The following is a 17,389-nucleotide window of genomic DNA, read 5'->3' on the forward strand; positions in this document are numbered from 1 at the left end:
GGGCGCTCGCTGGCGACCCGCGTCTGGTCGCGCCGTCGGTCTACGGCCACGTGAGACCTGAGTTCGTTCACGACTGTCAGTTCCGAACGCGTGGTACTGTGTGTTTCGCCGCGGGGCCACAGATAATTCCACCCGTCACACGTAGAATTCGATTCACACTATGCAAAACATTCAAGCCGTGTCAGTGTGAGTCGGATACAAACTGGTGACGCCTCGTGAGCCAAAACGACGCCCCCGACGACGAATCGACTGACGGCGTGGCGGAGCTGACAGACATACACTTCGTCGGCCCCGCGACGGCGGAGGTGCTGGCGGACGCGGAGTTCGACGGGACCGGCATCGCCGACAAGTCGGTCTCCTACGAGATGCTCGTCGAGGCGGGCGTGAACCCCGGCGTCGCCACCCGCCTCAGGAAAGAACACTCGCTTCACTGGTCGTTCGGCGGCAGCGACGAGAACGACGACTCGCTCGAACGCCGCTCGGAGAAGGTCCGCGGACTGCAGGACAACGAGCGCGCGTGGGTCGCCGCGAGCAGCGGCGACTGGGAGTCGAACGAACCCGAGACGGCCGACGTGACGAGCGGCGACTGGACGCCGACCGGGGAGGCGTCCACCGACGGAAGCGGGGCCGCCGAGGAGGCCGAGGCCGCGTGGCGCGAGCGGAGCAAACCCGACCCCGTGACCGACGTCCCCGGCGTGAACGAGCGGACCGCGGAAATCCTCGCCAACGGCGGCGTCACCTCCGTCCGGAGTCTCGCCACCGCCGACCCGGAACACGTCGCCGACTCGCTGGGACTCGACAAGGAGCGCGTCGCCGAGTGGCGCGACGCGGCCCGCGACCTCGCGTAGCCCCTTCTCGTTGCGGTTCGTCGGCAGTATCGGTCACGTTCGTCTCTTCGACCGTAGTCCGTGGTCCCGACTATCGAATCTCTCTCCGGAGCGGTCGCCGAGCGTTCGACTGCTGCGACTCGACCGCTTTCGCTGGATTTTAACTATCTAAGTAGTAATATCCTCTTCTAGCGTCCGGCCTCTCAGGGACTTCCTCACGTCCCGAAACCGATTCTGCTGTAGTCTCTGAAAATACGCTCCGACCATTAGACTCTTATACGATGTTATCGGAGATTGAAACGGATGATACCACTCGAAGACTCCCCGGTAACGCGCGACGGCAAGGCGCTCATCCTCGCTTACGACCACGGTCTGGAACACGGTCCCTCCGCGGACTTCGACTCGGTGCCCGAGACCCTCGACCCCGAGCAGGTCTTCGACATCGCCACCCACGACGCGGTCACGTCGCTGGCGGTCCAGAAGGGGGTCGCCGAGACCTACTACCCCTCCTACGACGACGACGTGAACCTGCTGGCGAAACTCAACGGGACCAGTAACCTCTGGATGGGCGAACCCCACTCCCCCCAGAACTGGTCGGTCGAGTACGCCGCAGAACTCGGCGCGGACGCGGTCGGTTACACCGTCTACTCCGGGTCGAACAACGAGAAGGACATGTACGAGGACTTCCGGGACGTGCAGGAGGAAGCCCACAGCGAGTACGACCTGCCGGTCGTCATGTGGTCGTACCCGCGCGGACAGGGACTGAAGAACGACACGAAGGAGAGCGTCATCGCCTACGCCACTCGCATCGCGCTCGAAATCGGCGCGGACATGGCGAAAGTGAAGTACCCCGGCAACCGCGAGTCGATGGAGTGGGCGGTCCAGTCGGGTGCGGAGATGCCGGTCGTGATGTCGGGCGGGTCGAAGGTCAGCGACTACGAGTTCCTCTCCAGCGTCGAGGCTGTCATGGACGCCGGCGGCGCTGGCCTCGCGGTCGGTCGAAACGTCTGGCAGCGCGACGAACCCGAGCGCATCCTCGACGCGCTCGAACAGGTCATCTTCGAGGAAGCCACCGCCGACGAAGCGCTCGACGAATGAGCGACGCGGTTACCGAAATCGTCGAGACCGTCGCTCGCGCGGCCCCCGAAATTCGCGGTGGTCTCTCCGGTCGTCGCCGGAAGACCGACGCCGAGAACGCCAGCGGCGAGACTCAACTGGCCGCCGACGTCTGGGCCGACGAACTCCTCGCCGAGCGCCTGACCGCCATCGACGGGGTGAGTCAGTTCGCCAGCGAGGAGCGCGACGACGTCGTCCAATGCGGAGACGACGGCGGATATGCCGTCACCGTGGACCCCCTCGACGGCTCTTCGAACCTCAAGTCGAACAACTCGATGGGGACCGTCCTCGGGGTGTACGACGCCGAACTTCCCGCGAAGGGGACTCACCTCGTCGCCGCGGCTTACGTCCTCTATGGTCCCATCACGACGATGGTCGTCGCGCGCGACGGCGACGTCACGGAGTACGTCGTCGAGGAGACCGACGAGGGAACCGCCGAACGCCGCGCGGTCCGCGAGGACGTGACCCTGCCCGACGACCCGACGGTCTACGGATTCGGCGGGCGCGTTCCGGACTGGACCGACCGGTTCGCAGACTACGCTCGCGACATCGAGGACGAACTCAAACTCCGGTACGGCGGTGCGATGATAGGCGACGTGAATCAGGTGCTGACCTACGGCGGCGTGTTCGCCTACCCCGAGTTGGAGTCCCGACCGGAGAGCAAACTGCGACTTCAGTTCGAGGGCAACCCCATCGCGTACATCGTGGAGTCGGCGGGCGGCGCGTCCTCGAACGGCGAGGAGTCGCTGCTGGACGCCGAGACAGAGGAGATTCACCAGCGCACGCCGGTCTACGTCGGCAACGAGGAGCTAATCAACAGGCTCGAATCGCAGTTCTGAAGTCGGGCGGTACGTCACGCCGTCCGCATTCTGTCCACTTATTTATGTGACTGGCCGGTACGGTCCACCATGGCCGATAACACCGAACCTTTCGTCGGGAAGATAACGCAGAAAGCGATACTGTTCGGCCCGGACGGCGACGTTCTCGTTACTCGGGTCGGCGACCACTGGGAGCCACCCGGCGGGACCTTCGAGTTCGGGGAGACGCTCGTCGGCGGACTTCGACGAGAACTCCGCGAGGAACTCGACGTCGACGCTGCGGTCGGTCCACCGGTCGAGGCCGGGTACGGCGGGTGGCTCGACAGCGAGACCGCGGACCCGATGGTGACGCTCGTCTACCGGTGTGAAACCGACCAGCGCGACGTCTCGCTGAATCACGAACACGACGACCACGAGTGGGTCACGCCCGAGACGGCGGCCGACCGACTCACTGCGTCGCTGGGTGAGCGATTCAGTCGCGCGATAGAGCGCGCGGCCGGACTCGACGACTCAGAACCGTTCGACGCCGTAGACGACCCCTACGCCGGGACCGACGAAACGACCGCCGAGGGCGTGCTGGCGGAACTCGCCGCCGCGCGTGCCGCCGACGGACCCGAGGACCTCGAACTGGAGTAACCCGGCCGCCGACCGCGGCCCCCACGCAGTTCCGAAACAGTTGAGTCCGCGCGACGAACACCGCCGTCACGTCCGATGCAATTCGCCCTCCACTGGTTCGCGCCCGAAACGGTCGGCCACTGGTTCGCGCTCGGCGCCGTCCTGCTCGCCACCCTCGCGGTGGGAATCTGCGTCCACGAACTCCTCCACGTCGCTCCGCTCTCGTTCACCGACGCCGAGTACACCGTCAGCGTCCTCCCTGACACCGACGCCGACTCGACTTCGCCGATAGGGTGGGGCGTGCTTCCGAACGCGCTGACTGGCGGTCTCGTGCGCGTCGAGGTCACGGACGTGCCGACCGAGACGCCCGACTGGGTGTTGCGCGTCGCCGCGCTCCTCCCAGTCCTGCTGGCCCTCCCGCTCGTGCTGGTCGCGGCGGGGGTGCTTCCGGACCCCGTGGCGGCCGACGACCACCTCGGGACCGTCGCACTCGTCGCACTGACCGGGTGTGGGCTTCCGAGTCCGGCCGACTGGGCCGTCGTCTGGCACGGGTCCGACCTCGCTGACGACTGACGACGGACCCCGTTCCCGACGGCTCAAACTCCTCCGGTAGCGCGGAAGTGTCCCACTGCGGCCCCGGCGAGACCGTAGAGTCCGATGGAGACGCCTTTCGTGACCGCGCTGTATCCCACTGCGAAGACGACAGTGGCGAGAACGTCGTCGAGCGGGACGGGCGCGACGAGGAGAGTGGTCGTACCGCCGACCAGAAAGCCGAGTCCACCGGCGGCACCTGCGGTCGCCGCGAACCGGCCGAACTCCGCGGGGAGATTGACTCGCCGACCGGTCCGGTAACCGACCCACGCCACGACGACCGTCGAGAGTAGGAAGAGGACGCCGCCGAGCAGGGCGAATCCGGGGCCGAGCGTGGCTAGGCTCGGTCCCCGCAACAGCGCCGGGGCGAGACTGTTCAGTTGGCCGACCGCGCCGAGAACGACACCGAGGAGAGCGAACGCGAGGGGAACTGTTCGGTCCACGAGGTTACGGTACGGTCGTAGTGGTATAAATCTAAAGTATCGTTCGGAAGGGTACAACGAGGAGTCCGGGCGCGAAAGACTGCACGTCGGCGAGAGCGAATCGGAGAACTGAGCAGCGCGGAGGATTACGGGCCGACGTCGCCGACCGTAACTCGCCGACCGGTCTCGGCCGACTCGTAGATGGCCTCGACCGCCTCCATGTCGGCCACGCTGTCGCGGCCGTCGGGGTCCGGGGTCTCGTCCGTCAGTACGCAGTGGGCGAAGTAGTCGAACTCCTCGGCCACCTCGTTGACGAACGGGCCGGTGTACTCGACGCGCCGGTCGCCGCGTTCGACGGTCAGCGTCGGGGTAATCTCGGAGTTGAACGCGGGAGCGAGTTCGGCCTGCCCCTCGGTGCCGACGAGTCGGAGGCGGTCGTCGGCCTGCGCGTGGTAACTCGCCGAACAGGAGGCGCTCGCGCCCTCGGGCAACTCCAACTGGAAGGCGACGTGTTCGTCCACGCCCTCGAACTGGTCGTGTGGCGCGCTGGTCGTCGCCCGGACCGCGACCGGTTCGGCGTCGAGCAGGAACCGGACCGCGTTCAGGGGGTAGACGCCCACGTCCATCAGCGCGCCGCCCCCGGCCATCTCGGGGTCGAGTCGCCACTGGTCGGGACCGCCCGCGTCGAGGATGTGACCCGTGAACCAGCCGTGGAACGTCACCGGGTCGCCGAGGACGCCGTCTCGGACCATCTCGCGGAGGCGACGCGTCGCGGGTTCGACCTGCGGGCGGTAGCCGACCATCAGGGTCACGCCCGCGTCCTCGCAGACCCGGACCATCTCGCGGGCGCGGTCCGCGCTCGTCTCGATGGGTTTCTCGCAGAGGACGTGCTTGCCGTGGTCGGCCGCGGTCCGGGCGTAGTCGAGGTGGAGCGCGTTCGGTCCCGCGACGTAGACCGCGTCGAAGGTCTCGACACCCTCGCCCGCTTCGAACTCGTCGTAGGTGAGGACGGTGCCGACGCCGTATCGGTCGGCGACCGAGTCGGCCTTCTCGGGCGACCCGCTAATCAGCGCCGTGACCTCGCAGAACCGCGTGCGGTCGGTAGCGGCGTCGCTTTCGCCACCGGCGGCCGCGCGCCGCCCGTCAGTGCGGGCAGGACGTGCTCGCGGGCGAATCCCCCGAGTCCGAGCAGGGCGATTCGGACCGTCCCCTCCGCGGCGGTCTGCCAGTCGCGGGCCGCGAAGTCCCCGAAGTAGGCGTCGAGATTCATGTTTCGGGTCTCGTCGCGTGGTCCGAAAGGCTGTCGGCTGAGGCGTCGCGGAGACCGAACTCGCCGTCGGTCTCGTCGAGACGCAGCGTGTCCGCATCAGACGTACGCGGGAGTTGGTCGGGAGACGGTCGTGTCTGCGAGCCGACCGGGGGACGGGCGCGGAGAATGGAGCGCTCCGGTGGACTCGGAGCGTTACCTGAGCTTCCAGAACGTCTTGTCCCCGTCGGTCCAGAGCGAGTACTCGAACGTCCAGTAGAGCGGGCTGACGCCCTTCGGCACCTCGTAGGCCACCTTGCCGCGGCGCTTCTCGCCGTCGGCCAGCGCCGAGGCCTCGTCGTAGGGTCGGTCGAGCGCCGTCGCGGCGTCGATACTGAGCGAGTACGACCGCCCTTTCCCGTCCTTCGCGAGCATCTGGAGCGCCGTCGAGATGTGTTGGGCCTTCCCGGTCCCGTTCCTCGTCGTAATGTCCACGATAGCGTACTCGTTGCCCTCCCCGGCCTGCGCGAAGTCCCCGAGCGTGTCGGCGTACTCCACGCCGTTGACCGTGACGCCGACGCCGCCGTGACTGACCGACTTCCCGGTGTCGTGAACGTCCACGCCGAGGTCCTGTTTCAGGTCCGCCACGGAGTCGGCGGTCGATTCGAGGTCCACGGTCACGCGGTCCACGGTCAGGAACGACACCGCCCGAAAGTCGAACTGGAGGGTGAGACCCGAGGCGTCCTTCGGAACCTCGTACACGATATCGCCCCGCGACACCTCGCCGGGGACGAGTTGGCCGCCGGTGAACGTCTGGTCGGTCGCCGACAGCGACTGGTCGTAGGTGTAGCCCGAATCGTCCTTGGCGCGGGTCTGAAGGAAGCCGCTGAAACCGAGGTAGGTGTCTTTCGTGGTGTTCTTGACCGCGAGCCGGACCACGACGAACGTGTTCCCGCTACCGGCCGTGGTGAACTCTCCGAGCTTGTCGGTCTTCGACACGTCGCGGACGACCATGCTCAACTGCTGGTCGTCCACCCGTTCGCCGACTGCGAGCGCCCGTTCGCCCGACTCACTGTCGGCCGTCTCCGTGTCGTCGGCCTCGTGGGTCTTGTCACCTGTAGTGGTTTCACCGGCGGTCGTCGTCTCGTCCGTTGTCGTCGCATCGGTCGTCCGTGCGGTGGAGTCAGAGCCGGTACAGCCAGCGAACACGCCAGCGCCGAGTGTGGCGAGGAGAGTTCGGCGGTTCATATTCGATGATATATCTGAAAGCGGATAGTTACGAGCGACGTGAGCCGACGCAAGCGGCGTCTGTCCCGTCCGTAGGAGTCGGTTACGCGGTCACGGAAGCTGCAGAACGGCGTCGTTCGGCCAGTCGCCGTCGCGGGCGTCGCGCCCGGCCGACGGCAATATTCGCCAACCTAAAGGGAAAACTGTTTGAAATCGCTGGCCGGAGTCATCTACATGAAAGTCCGCGTCAGCGACGGTGCGACCGACGAAGAGGCCTCCGCCATCGCGGAGGCGCTGGCCCAACACGTCCGCGACGAAGTGGAAGTGTTCGTGGGTGACGCCGATTCGCCCGCGGTCGTCCGGCGAGCGCCCGTCGCCGCGAGCGCGTCAGACGGGTCGGCCGCGGAATCGACCGCCGGGGCCACCGACTCCGACGACCTCGGACCGACCGAGCGCGAGGAGGCGCTCTGGGCCGAAATCGAGGACATCGAGTTGGGCGGTCCCGAGAAGTACAAGCGGCGACTCGAAGAGCAGGGGAAACTGTTCGTCCGCGACCGCCTCGACCTCTGGTTCGGCGAGGACGGGATGCTGTTCGAGGACGGCAAGTTCGCCAACTTCGACGCGTGGCACGGAGACAGCCCCGAAGTGGACGCCGAGGACAACGACGACCGACTCCCCGGCGACGGCCTGCTCACGGGCGCGGCCGAGTTCGAGGGCCGCGAGGTCCACTTCATGGCGAACGACTTCACCGTCAAGGCCGGGAGCATGGCCGAGAAGGGCGTCGAGAAGTTCCTCCGGATGCAACAGCGCGCCCTGAAGTCCGGCAAGCCGGTCCTCTACCTGATGGACTCGTCGGGCGGGCGCATCGACCAGCAGACCGGGTTCTTCGCCAACCGGGAAGGCATCGGGAAGTACTACTACAACCACTCGATGCTCTCCGGGCGCGTCCCACAGATTTGCGTCCTCTACGGACCCTGCATCGCCGGAGCCGCTTACACGCCGGTGTTCGCCGACTTCACCGTCATGGTCCGGGACATGTCCGCGATGGCCATCGCCTCCCCGCGGATGGTCAAGATGGTCACGGGCGAGGACATCGAGATGGAGGAACTCGGCGGCCCGGACGTCCACGCCAAGCACTCGGGGAGCGCGGACCTCGTGGCCGACGACGAGGAGCACGCGTGCGAACTCGTCGCCGACCTCGTCTCCTACCTCCCGGACAGCGCCGACGAGAAGCCGCCGAAGACCGAGGGCAGGGAACCGCTGAAGTCGCCCGAGGGAATCGACTCCATCGTCCCGCAGGAACCGAACAAAGGGTACGACATGACCGACGTCATCGACCGCGTGGTGGACGAAGACTCCTACTTCGAACTCAAGTCGGAGTACGGCAAGGAGATAATCACCGCGTTCGCCCGCATCGACGGCCGTCCGGTCGGCATCGTCGCCAACCAACCCGCCCAGCGCGCGGGGGCCATCTTCCCCGACGCCGCCGAGAAGGCCGCGGAGTTCATCTGGACCTGCGACGCCTACGAGATTCCCCTGCTCTACCTGTGTGACACGCCGGGATTCATGGCCGGGTCGCAGGTCGAGAAGGACGCCATCCTCGAAAAGGGCAAGAAGTTCATCTACGCCACGTCGTCCGCGACCGTCCCCAAGCAGACCGTCGTCGTCCGGAAGGCCTACGGCGCGGGCATCTACGCGATGGGCGGCCCGGCCTACGACCCCGAGAGCATCATCGGACTCCCCTCCGGGGAAATCGCGATAATGGGACCGGAGGCCGCCATCAACGCGGTGTACGCCCGCAAACTCTCCGAAATCGACGACGAAGAAGAGCGCGCCCAGATGGAGCAGGAACTCCGCGAGGAGTACCGCGAGGACATCGACATCCACCGGATGGCGAGCGAAGTCGTCGTGGACGAAATCGTCCCGCCGAGCACGCTCCGGACCGAACTGGAGAACCGGTTCGCGTTCTACGAGGGCGTCGAGAAGGAACTGCCGGACAAGAAGCACGGCACGATTCTGTAACCCGGCAGTTCCACGGTCGTTCGGCCGACAGTCGTCGGGTCGCACACTTCCGACCCGTCGTCGCAGGTGTAACGCTCGCAGATGTAGCTACAGCAGTTGCTCGTACAGTTGGCCTCGTAGACCACAATTGTCGGACGTTATCGCCGCGATAACGGTGGAAGCGGTGTCCGACACGCTATTCGTCCGAATCCGAGTACCCGATTCGTAGCGAGAAGGCGAGCTATCGCTCGATTACCGCTCTCCGTCGAGAACGAAGGACCCGTATAACAATAGCCCGTCTCGTCGTCCGTTCGTCCGTGATTGGGCGCACCTCGCGCCGGTTCTCCCCATGAGTTCGGACGGACGCTACTGGCCGACGCTGACTCGCACGGGTCGACGACGAGTGACCGCCGCGGTGGCGGACGTTTCGAGGACGGAGCGACTGCTCTGGCTTCTCGTGGCGGTCGCGCTCGTGGGCGACCTGCTCACTACCTACTACGGTCTCCAGATGGGGCTGTCGGAGTCGAACCCGGTCGCTCGCACCGCCATCGAGACGTTCGGGTTCTCGGCGATGGTCGGTCTGAAACTGTTCGCGGTCGGCGTCGGACTGGGTTGTCGGCGACTCCTGCCCGACCGACACGGCCTGCTCGTGCCCGCCGGACTCGCGGTCCCGTGGACGGGAGCGGTCCTCGTCAACCTCGCGCTGTACGCGATGGTGGTTTGAGTCGGCGCGGACCGACCTCGCTCTCGTCTGCGCCGTCTCTGCGGTCCCTCCCACAACACGGTCTCTCGATTTCCCGGGGCCATCGTCCGCCACTCACCGTCGAGTCCTCGCCGACCGCGAATGGATTCGGTTCCGGTCGATAGCTTCGGGGCGACCGGTCGCGACCGGACCGGTCACCGCGCGCTATCTGGCGTCGGTTGGATTCAACAGTCGGGACAGCACGTCGTCTGCTCGGGGTTGTCCACCTGACTACAGCACGAACAGATGTTGCTGCTAGTATCACAACAGTAACACGCACACCCGCAACTACTGCAATCCGGCGGACAATCCTGACAGCACTTCGGGAAACAGGTGCCGTCGGGGGTCACCACCTGCTCGTCCCCGCTGATTTCGTCGTGGAGTCGGTCGAACTCCTCCATCGTCGGGTTCTCCACGGTCCGAACACGTTCACCGTCGCGGACGACGTGAATCGCGTCGAGGTCTTCGGGATTGATGAGTTTCGGTTCGGCACTGGCGATACCGCTTCCGAGGCCGAGGACGCTTCCGGCCGCCACGCTCTTGACGAGTTGTCGGCGTTTCATGGCCAAGAGACGGTACGCACTATTGTTACATAAAATTTTTCTAGAAATTAATTCACGTAGTCGGGGTCGAGGAGTCACGGAGGGCCGGTCGCTTCGGACGGCCCGCTCACCGACGGTGTGACAGTCAACAGTCCTGCGGGACGACTCGACCCGGTCTCGGAGTGTCGGTCAGGCTTACTCGCGCTTCAGCGACAGCACCGTCCGTTCGAACTCGCAGACCAGTGTCTCGCCGTCTCCCTCGGTACCCTCCTCGTCGCGGTTGACCGCGAACGCCTCGACGCGCATCGTCACGACGCCGCGTTCGCCGTCGCTGGTCTCGCGCTTGTCGGTCACGGTCGATTGAGCGCGGATGGTATCGCCGTGGAACACGGGGTTGGGATGCTCCACCCCGTCGTACGAGAGGTTGGCGACGATGGTCCCGTCGGTGGTGTCGGGAATCGAGAGACCGACCGCCAGACTCATCGTGTAGAGTCCGTTGACCAACCGCTCGCCGAACTGCGTGTCGGCGGCGAACTCCGCGTCGAGGTGGAGCGGTTGCTGGTTCATCGTCATGTCGCAGAACTCCTGATTGTCGCTCTCGCTAATCGTCCGACGCTTCTCGTGCTCGATGGTCTGGCCGACCTCGAACTCCTCGTAGTAGAGTCCGCTCATGGTCAAGGAGTCGGCTCGATTCGGCAAAAATCCCGCCGGTTCGACCGCGCGGTCCGGCCGCGGCGGGAGGTAGGCCCCACCTGAGGTTCAGTAACGGGAGCATAACAAAGGCTAAGACCCGAATAAATTGGGTCGCAGTCAGTCACAGTCGAGGCTTACCATGTCTGAAGACGCAAGCCGGTTCGAGTGGGCGCGACCGCGAACAGGGGACGAAAGCGTCGGCTCGGCCACCGGACGCGAAGCGGCGCAGGGGACGCCGCGGGGCGCGACGCCCTCGGCCGGTGGGTCGGACGCACGCGAGTCGCACGCGCGACGGGCGCGCCGGCGTCCGACGACCCCCGACGCAGCGCACGACCGGCGACAGACGGACGACGGGACCGACCGGCGTCTGTCGCCCGACCGGGTGCGATTCCGGTTTCGGGCCGACGGCCCGGCCGAAACCGCACCCGTAGTCCGGGACGGGACGGTGTACCTCGGCTGTGCGAACGGCTGCACGCACGCGTTCGATGGTGCCGACGGAACGAAACGCTGGTCAGTCCGCGTGGGCGGCCGGGTCACCGGTCCTGCTCTCTCCGACGACGCGGTTTACACCGGAACGAGTCGCGGAACGGTCCTCGCACTCGATGCGGCGACCGGCGACCCCCGGTGGCAGTTCACGGTCGATGGCGACGTACAGGCGTCTCCGGCGGTCGCCGACGGGACGGTGTTCGTCGCGGCCGACGACGGCCGCGTGGCCGCCCTCCACGCCCGAGGCGGTTCCCCGCTCCGGACGTTTCGGAACGCCTCGCGGGCGCTCTGTGCGCTCACGGTGGACGACGAGCGACTCCTCCTAGCGAGTCTCGACGGCGGCGCGTACGCCCACGACCGGACCGACGGCCGCGAGCGCTGGCGGTTCGTGCCCGACGTCGCGGTGCGCGGTGCGCCCGCGGTCGGCGACGAGACGGCCTACGTCGGGACGGTAGACGACGGCCGCGTGTACGCGGTCTCGGCGGTCACGGGACGAGAGAAGTGGCGCGCCGAGACCGGCGCGGGCGTGTGGGCGTCGCCGACGGTGGCCGACGGGACCGTCTTCGCGGCCAACGGAGACGGCCTCGTCTACGCCTTCGACGCCGACGACGGGGCGGTCGCGTGGCGGACGGACCTCGGTGCGCGAATCTGGGCGTCGCCGACGGTGGCCGACGGGACGGTCGTCGTCGGTACGGACACCGGAGTGGTGTACGGGATAGACGTCGCGGACGGGACGGTGGCGTGGTGGTACCGGGCGGACGACGTCGTGGTCGCCCCCGTGACCGTCGCGGGCGAGACGGCCTACGTGGCCGACTGCGGCGGGACTGTCACTGCGCTTTCGCTCGCTGACGCGGACTGAAGCGACCGACGGACGGGTCTCCGCGGAGTCGGTCGAACGAGCACGGTGAAGCGAAAGAACGAGTCGGTCCGCTGGTGACCGGACGTTTCGGTCCGGCGCTACGGATTGGTTGTCGCTCCTGCTCGACACTCACGTCGCTTCTGTTGGCCAGCACTGCCTCAACAGATGCAGCAGTAACACGCACATGCACACCCGTCTTTCACCAGACAACAGTCCGAGAGCGTCGCGTCGGTCTGGGACAGGGGCTTTTCGACCCGCTCGCCGGTCTCCTCCTCGACGACGGACACCATCGGGTCGTCGTCGAGTTCCTCGGGGTCGAACTCTCCTTCTCCGGTCGCGGCCGCGGCGACGCTCGTCGCACCCAGCGCCAGCAGGCCGGTCGATGCGGTGTTCCTGAGTAGTTTGCGTCGTCTCATGACTGCATCCCCGAATACGTAATAAATTATAATGAATTATTCTATAATATAAACTAGAAACGTGTTCGTACGTTCGATGGAAGCTCCGACCGCCTCTCCCTCCGACTCCGCGTCGGACCGTTCGGAACGTCGTGAGCTATTCCACGAGGTTGAAAGCCCACGCCGTCGTTCCTACGCACATGCCACGACGAAGCCTACTGTTCACACCGGGCGACCGCCCGGAGATGATGCGGAAAGCGCCGACCGCGGGGGCCGACGTAATCGCGTTCGACTTGGAGGACGCAGTCGCTCCGGGAAGCAAGGCCGACGCCCGGGAGTCGGTACGGGCGGTTCTCGCCGACCCCGAGTTCTCGCCCGACTGCGAGGTCTGTATCCGGGTGAATCCGACGGGTATCGCCGCGGACGACGACCTCCGTGGCGTTCTCGGTGAGGGCGGCGACGCGGCGGCGACGCTCGACGCGGTGATGCTGCCGAAGACCGAGGACCCCGACGACGCCGAGACGCTGGCCGACCTGCTGGCCGAGCACGACGCCGAGGTGCCGATTATCGCTCTGGTCGAGACGGCCGCTGGAATCCTCGCCGCCGAAGACATCGCGGCAGTCCCCGAAGTGGACGCGCTGGCGTTCGGCGCGGAGGACCTCGCGGCGGACCTCGGCGCGACCCGGACCGACGAGGGAACCGAAGTCCTCCACGCACGCGAGCACGTCGTGCTGGCGGCCAGCGCCGCCGACGTGGACGCCATCGACACGGTGTACACCGACATCGAGGACGCGGAAGGCCTCCGCGAAGAGACCCGGTTCGCGGTCGAGTTGGGGTACGACGGGAAGATGGCGATTCACCCCGGGCAGGTCGGTCCCATCAACGAGTCGTTCACGCCCGACCCCGAGCGCGTCGAGTGGGCCGAGCGCGTGCTGGCGGCCGAGGCGGAGGCAGACGCCGAGGGTCGTGGCGTCTTCCGAGTGGACGGCGAGATGATAGACGCACCGCTGATAGCGCAGGCCGAGCGCGTGCTGGCGTACGCCGAGGCCGCCGACCGAGACTGACCGCAGAAGAGGAGACGCTTCGATTCCCGACCGACTATCAGGGCCAGAGACCGCGTGTCGTCTTGGCCTCGGCGATACGCGACAGCGCGACGACGTAGGCGGCGTCACGCCAACTCACGTCGCGGGCCTCGACCTCGCTCCGCACGTCGTCCCACGCCGAGAGCATGTGTTTCTCCAGTTCGTCGTTGACGCGTTCGAGCGACCACTGACGCCGGTTGATGTCCTGCAACCACTCGAAGTACGAGACGGTGACCCCGCCCGCGTTCGCGAGGATGTCCGGGATGACTTCGACGCCGTTCTCCTCCAGAGTTGCGTCGGCGGCGAACGTGGTCGGCCCGTTCGCGCCCTCGACGACCACGTCGGCCTGCACGTCGTCGGCGTTGTCGGCGGTGATGACGTTCCCGATAGCCGCCGGAATCAGCACGTCCACGTCGAGTTCGAGAATCTTCTCGTTCGAGAGCTTCTCCGGGGCGTCGTGGGTCATCACGGCCTCGGGTTCCTCCTCGTGGGAGGGAACCGCGTGCGTGTCGAGTCCGTCGGGGTCGTAGATGGCCCCGTTCACGTCGCTGACCGCGACCACGTTCGCGCCCCAGTCGTCGAGCAGGCGGGCGGCGTTCGCGCCGACGACCCGAATCCCTGCACAGCGATAGTGGTGTCTTCGAGGTCGTAGTCGTAGTAGTCGGCGGCCTCGCGAGCGATGATTGCGACCGAGCGGCCGGGTGCCTCTTGGCGACCCTCGCTCCCGCCGACCACCGGCGGTTTACCGGTGACGACGCCGGGGATGGTCTCGCCCTCCTGCATCGAGTAGGCGTCCATGAACCACGCCATCGTCTGGGCGTCGGTGCCCATGTCGGGGGCCGGGATGTCCTTCTTCGGCCCGACGAACTTACGTAGTTCCTCGGCGAACCGACGAGTGAGTCGTTCGGTCTCGTCGTCGCTCAGGTCCTTCGGGTCCACCACGATGCCGCCCTTCCCGCCGCCGAACGGCAGGTCCATGACCGCGCACTTCCACGTCATCCACATCGAGAGGCCGACGCACTCCTGCTCGCTGACGTGGGGGTGGAAGCGCAGGCCGCCCTTGTACGGGCCGCGCACGTCGTCGTGCTGGGCGCGGTAGCCCGTGAACACTTCGACCGACCCGTCGTCGCGCTTCAGCGGGACGGCGACGCGGTGGACCTTCGTCGGGTGTTTCAGTCGCTCGATGACGCCCTCGTCCACGTCGAGGTGGGCCGCGGCGTGGTCGAGTTGCCGCCGTGCCGTTTCGAGCGCCGACTCGGGTTCTTCGGTCTCTTCGTCGCTACGCTTCTGGTCCGTGGTTTCGACAGTTCCTGAAGACATGGTGTAGTCGTCACGTCGACTGCTCGACTCGTTTCTCGGGTCGTCTCCCCGTCGGATTGCCCCGATTCCGACACGAGTCGTCGCGGCGACGCATCGTAGCCGTAGATTCCCGCAGTCGTATAAAATATTAATGCTATAGACTCATCTTAGGACCTTATACACACACTTACGCTATCAGTCGGATAGGGTATTGGTTAGACAAAACCGGGAGATTGCGGCCGGACGACGCCGCAAATAATTGAACTGTTCCGGAAACTGTATGAGTCGCTACGGAGAACTCGTAAGACGACGGTAGAGTTTACCATTCATGTCCGAGCAAGCAAACCCCTTCGAGAGTCTGCAGGAACAGATAGACGACGCGGCCGAGTACATGAACGTCGGCGACGACGTGCTGAATCGGCTAAAACATCCCGAGCGCGTGCTGGAGACGAATCTCTCCGTCGAGACCGACGACGGTGACGTCGAGGTGTTCAAGGCGTTTCGGTCGGAGTTCAACGGCGACCGCGGTCCCTACAAGGGCGGTATTCGCTACCACCCGAACGTCTCGCGCGACGAGGTAAAGGCGCTTTCCGGGTGGATGGTCTACAAGTGCGCCGTCGTGGACATCCCGTACGGCGGCGGGAAAGGCGGTATCATCATCGACCCCGACGACTACAGCGAGGACGAACTCGAACGCATCACCCGGTCGTTCGCCAAGGAACTTCGACCGTTCATCGGCGTCGACAAGGACATCCCGGCTCCCGACGTGAACACGGGCCAGCGCGAGATGAACTGGATAAAGGACACCTACGAGACGCTGGAGAACACGACCGAACCCGGCGTCATCACGGGGAAGTCGCCCGACAGCGGCGGAAGTGCGGGTCGCGTCGAAGCGACCGGACGCTCGACCATGCTCACCGCCCGCGAGGCGTTCGACTACCTCGGCCGCGACATCGAGGGCGCGTCGGTCGCCGTGCAGGGATACGGGAACGCTGGATGGATTGCGGCGAAACTCCTCCACGAACTCGGTGCGAACGTGGTGGCAGTCAGCGACTCCTCGGGCGGCATCTACCGCGAGGACGGGTTCGACCCCGTCGCGGTTAAGGAGCACAAAAGCGAGACGGGCAGCGTCGCCGGCTATCACAACGCCGCGGAGGAACTCACCAACGAGGACCTGCTGACCCTCGACGTGGACCTGCTCGTGCCCGCCGCGCTCGAAAACGCCATCGATGGCGACCTCGCGCGGGACGTGCAGGCCGACGTGGTCGTCGAGGCCGCGAACGGCCCGCTCACGCCCGAGGCGGACGACGTCCTCTCGGAGACCGACACCTACGTCTTCCCGGACATCCTCGCGAACGCGGGCGGGGTCACCGTCTCGTACTTCGAGTGGGTCCAGAACCGCCAGCGGTTCCACTGGACCGAGGAACGCGTCAACGAGGAACTCGAACGCATCATCACCGACGCCTTCGACAATCTGGTCGAGACCTACGAGGAGACCGGCGCACCCAACATGCGGACGGCCGCCTACGTGGTCGCCATCCAGCGCGTCGTCGATGCATACGAAGAGAGCGGTAACTGGCCCTGAGGCGACGGCGTCTCTGCGTCGAGTGCGTTTTCTTCCGAAGTAACGTATTTGACCGCACCCTGACACCATATTCGTAGTGTCGGGTTGAAATGCCGAGTTAGTTCCTAAGATGCGGTTTCAGTCCTATTTTCAACTGTGATAATGATATCGGGGTTTTATGTCCTACGTCCGAGAAAAGAAGGCCAGAAGAGAACCATGTTCGACATCGAAAACGGGCGGGTCGACCGCGGTCAGGTCGGCATCGGCACCCTCATCGTGTTCATCGCGATGGTGCTGGTCGCCGCAATCGCGGCGGGCGTCCTCATCAATACGGCGGGCTTCCTCCAGACGAAGTCCGAGCAGACGGGCGAGGAATCGACGGCACAGGTGACCAACCGCGTAAACGTCGTCAGTACGACCGGGACGGTCGGTAACGACGAATCGATTCACACCGTGGACCTGACGGTGATGAAGAGTTCCGGGTCCGGCGACGTGAACCTCTCGACCGCCACGGTCGAGTGGCTCGGTCCCGACAACGCGGCGATTCTGACGAAGGGCGACGTCGCCAACGACACGCAGTTCAGCGTCTCGGCGATTAAGGACATCGGCGACACCGCGCCGGTCCTCGTCGATCAGGCCGACAGGTTCCAAGTCACGCTCGACGCCACGGCGCTGACCGACAAATCTCACGGTCTCAAGGAAGCCGAGGACTTCACCATCAAAATAGTGACTTCGGCGGGTGCGGTGACCTACCACCACAACGTGCCACAGACGCTGACCAACAAGAAAGCGGTGCAGTTGTAGGACGCGGTACTCTCTGGTTTTCTGCTTTTCCGCCCGAATAGCAGCATCGACGGACGGCAA

At 65.8% G+C, this 17,389-nt stretch carries 17 protein-coding genes and 1 pseudogene; 11 read left to right on the plus strand and 7 right to left on the minus strand.

Going from position 1 to position 17,389, the window contains the following annotated elements; genetic code table 11:
- Positions 1-215: 215 nt before the first annotated feature.
- From FXF75_RS20650 to FXF75_RS20670, 5 genes are all read left to right on the plus strand, one after another.
- Complete coding sequence (locus tag FXF75_RS20650) at positions 216-848, plus strand: helix-hairpin-helix domain-containing protein (protein WP_309221879.1); 633 nt, start codon at positions 216-218, stop codon at positions 846-848.
- 282 nt (positions 849-1,130) lie between these two features.
- Positions 1,131-1,925: a class I fructose-bisphosphate aldolase gene (locus FXF75_RS20655; RefSeq protein ID WP_163523959.1), complete on the plus strand. Its 795-nt coding sequence runs from the start codon at positions 1,131-1,133 to the stop codon at positions 1,923-1,925.
- Entirely contained in the window at positions 1,922-2,782 is an 861-nt protein-coding gene (locus FXF75_RS20660) for a class 1 fructose-bisphosphatase (protein WP_163523960.1), read from the plus strand. The genes FXF75_RS20655 and FXF75_RS20660 overlap by 4 nt, the downstream gene beginning before the upstream one ends.
- 69 nt (positions 2,783-2,851) lie before the next feature.
- Positions 2,852-3,397, plus strand: coding sequence for an NUDIX domain-containing protein (locus FXF75_RS20665; RefSeq protein ID WP_163523961.1), 546 nt, complete (start codon positions 2,852-2,854; stop codon positions 3,395-3,397).
- A 75-nt stretch (positions 3,398-3,472) separates the two neighbouring features.
- Positions 3,473-3,949, plus strand: coding sequence for a hypothetical protein (locus tag FXF75_RS20670; RefSeq protein WP_163523962.1), 477 nt, complete (start codon positions 3,473-3,475; stop codon positions 3,947-3,949).
- A gap of 23 nt (positions 3,950-3,972) precedes the next feature.
- On the opposite strand, the gene FXF75_RS20675 is transcribed toward FXF75_RS20670, so the two are convergent.
- The 3 genes from FXF75_RS20675 to FXF75_RS20685 form a co-directional block, all read right to left on the minus strand.
- On the minus strand, positions 3,973-4,410 hold the full coding sequence (locus FXF75_RS20675; protein ID WP_163523963.1) for a hypothetical protein: 438 nt from the start codon (positions 4,408-4,410) through the stop codon (positions 3,973-3,975).
- A 125-nt stretch (positions 4,411-4,535) separates the two neighbouring features.
- Positions 4,536-5,756 (minus strand): D-xylose 1-dehydrogenase Gfo6, encoded by a 1,221-nt coding sequence (gene gfo6, locus FXF75_RS20680; protein ID WP_240334841.1) that lies wholly within the window; start codon positions 5,754-5,756, stop codon positions 4,536-4,538.
- A 95-nt stretch (positions 5,757-5,851) separates the two neighbouring features.
- On the minus strand, positions 5,852-6,883 hold the full coding sequence (locus FXF75_RS20685; RefSeq protein WP_163523964.1) for a DUF4352 domain-containing protein: 1,032 nt from the start codon (positions 6,881-6,883) through the stop codon (positions 5,852-5,854).
- Between the two features lie 213 nt (positions 6,884-7,096).
- Between FXF75_RS20685 and FXF75_RS20690 the strand changes: the two genes are divergently transcribed.
- Together FXF75_RS20690 and FXF75_RS20695 are read left to right on the plus strand one after the other, a co-directional pair.
- Complete coding sequence (locus FXF75_RS20690) at positions 7,097-8,884, plus strand: acyl-CoA carboxylase subunit beta (RefSeq protein ID WP_163523965.1); 1,788 nt, start codon at positions 7,097-7,099, stop codon at positions 8,882-8,884.
- A 328-nt stretch (positions 8,885-9,212) separates the two neighbouring features.
- On the plus strand, positions 9,213-9,587 hold the full coding sequence (locus FXF75_RS20695; RefSeq protein ID WP_240334843.1) for a DUF5658 family protein: 375 nt from the start codon (positions 9,213-9,215) through the stop codon (positions 9,585-9,587).
- Positions 9,588-9,790: 203 nt separating this feature from the next.
- On the opposite strand, the gene FXF75_RS20700 is transcribed toward FXF75_RS20695, so the two are convergent.
- Entirely contained in the window at positions 9,791-10,168 is a 378-nt protein-coding gene (locus FXF75_RS20700) for a hypothetical protein (protein ID WP_163523966.1), read from the minus strand.
- 174 nt (positions 10,169-10,342) lie between these two features.
- Complete coding sequence (locus FXF75_RS20705) at positions 10,343-10,825, minus strand: MaoC family dehydratase (protein WP_375335557.1); 483 nt, start codon at positions 10,823-10,825, stop codon at positions 10,343-10,345.
- Between the two features lie 154 nt (positions 10,826-10,979).
- Here FXF75_RS20705 and FXF75_RS20710 point away from each other — a divergent pair, with 154 nt between their 5' ends.
- Complete coding sequence (locus FXF75_RS20710; RefSeq protein ID WP_163523968.1) at positions 10,980-12,185, plus strand: PQQ-binding-like beta-propeller repeat protein; 1,206 nt, start codon at positions 10,980-10,982, stop codon at positions 12,183-12,185.
- A gap of 158 nt (positions 12,186-12,343) precedes the next feature.
- Here FXF75_RS20710 and FXF75_RS20715 read toward each other — a convergent pair whose 3' ends face one another.
- On the minus strand, positions 12,344-12,601 hold the full coding sequence (locus tag FXF75_RS20715) for a hypothetical protein (protein WP_163523969.1): 258 nt from the start codon (positions 12,599-12,601) through the stop codon (positions 12,344-12,346).
- Between the two features lie 179 nt (positions 12,602-12,780).
- Between FXF75_RS20715 and FXF75_RS20720 the strand changes: the two genes are divergently transcribed.
- Positions 12,781-13,644: a CoA ester lyase gene (locus FXF75_RS20720; protein ID WP_163523970.1), complete on the plus strand. Its 864-nt coding sequence runs from the start codon at positions 12,781-12,783 to the stop codon at positions 13,642-13,644.
- Positions 13,645-13,681: 37 nt separating this feature from the next.
- On the opposite strand, the pseudogene gdhB reads toward FXF75_RS20720, so the two are convergent.
- A pseudogene (gene gdhB / locus FXF75_RS20725) lies at positions 13,682-14,982 on the minus strand (glutamate dehydrogenase GdhB).
- Between the two features lie 307 nt (positions 14,983-15,289).
- Between gdhB and FXF75_RS20730 the strand changes: the two are divergent.
- Together FXF75_RS20730 and FXF75_RS20735 are read left to right on the plus strand one after the other, a co-directional pair.
- Positions 15,290-16,546 (plus strand): Glu/Leu/Phe/Val dehydrogenase, encoded by a 1,257-nt coding sequence (locus tag FXF75_RS20730; RefSeq protein ID WP_163523971.1) that lies wholly within the window; start codon positions 15,290-15,292, stop codon positions 16,544-16,546.
- Positions 16,547-16,741: 195 nt separating this feature from the next.
- Positions 16,742-17,329 carry an archaellin/type IV pilin N-terminal domain-containing protein gene (locus FXF75_RS20735; RefSeq protein ID WP_163523972.1) on the plus strand — a complete coding sequence of 196 codons (588 nt, stop codon included), beginning with the start codon at positions 16,742-16,744 and terminating at the stop codon, positions 17,327-17,329.
- Positions 17,330-17,389: the final 60 nt, after the last annotated feature.

The sequence above is a fragment of the Halorussus sp. MSC15.2 genome, assembly GCF_010747475.1.
Classification (GTDB): Archaea; Halobacteriota; Halobacteria; order Halobacteriales; family Haladaptataceae; genus Halorussus.

Excerpts from the sequence above, each read along its gene's own strand:
- FXF75_RS20735 (WP_163523972.1), top strand. The coding sequence starts at position 16,742 with ATGTTCGACATCGAAAACGGGCGGGTCGACCGCGGTCAGGTCGGCATC.
- FXF75_RS20690 (WP_163523965.1), top strand. The coding sequence starts at position 7,097 with ATGAAAGTCCGCGTCAGCGACGGTGCGACCGACGAAGAGGCCTCCGCC.
- FXF75_RS20710 (WP_163523968.1), top strand. The coding sequence starts at position 10,980 with ATGTCTGAAGACGCAAGCCGGTTCGAGTGGGCGCGACCGCGAACAGGG.
- FXF75_RS20695 (WP_240334843.1), top strand. The coding sequence starts at position 9,213 with ATGAGTTCGGACGGACGCTACTGGCCGACGCTGACTCGCACGGGTCGA.
- FXF75_RS20715 (WP_163523969.1), bottom strand. The coding sequence starts at position 12,601 with ATGAGACGACGCAAACTACTCAGGAACACCGCATCGACCGGCCTGCTG.
- FXF75_RS20670 (WP_163523962.1), top strand. The coding sequence starts at position 3,473 with ATGCAATTCGCCCTCCACTGGTTCGCGCCCGAAACGGTCGGCCACTGG.
- FXF75_RS20720 (WP_163523970.1), top strand. The coding sequence starts at position 12,781 with ATGCCACGACGAAGCCTACTGTTCACACCGGGCGACCGCCCGGAGATG.
- FXF75_RS20700 (WP_163523966.1), bottom strand. The coding sequence starts at position 10,168 with ATGAAACGCCGACAACTCGTCAAGAGCGTGGCGGCCGGAAGCGTCCTC.
- gfo6 (WP_240334841.1), bottom strand. The coding sequence starts at position 5,756 with ATGCGGACACGCTGCGTCTCGACGAGACCGACGGCGAGTTCGGTCTCC.
- FXF75_RS20685 (WP_163523964.1), bottom strand. The coding sequence starts at position 6,883 with ATGAACCGCCGAACTCTCCTCGCCACACTCGGCGCTGGCGTGTTCGCT.
- FXF75_RS20665 (WP_163523961.1), top strand. The coding sequence starts at position 2,852 with ATGGCCGATAACACCGAACCTTTCGTCGGGAAGATAACGCAGAAAGCG.
- FXF75_RS20655 (WP_163523959.1), top strand. The coding sequence starts at position 1,131 with ATGATACCACTCGAAGACTCCCCGGTAACGCGCGACGGCAAGGCGCTC.
- FXF75_RS20660 (WP_163523960.1), top strand. The coding sequence starts at position 1,922 with ATGAGCGACGCGGTTACCGAAATCGTCGAGACCGTCGCTCGCGCGGCC.
- FXF75_RS20730 (WP_163523971.1), top strand. The coding sequence starts at position 15,290 with ATGTCCGAGCAAGCAAACCCCTTCGAGAGTCTGCAGGAACAGATAGAC.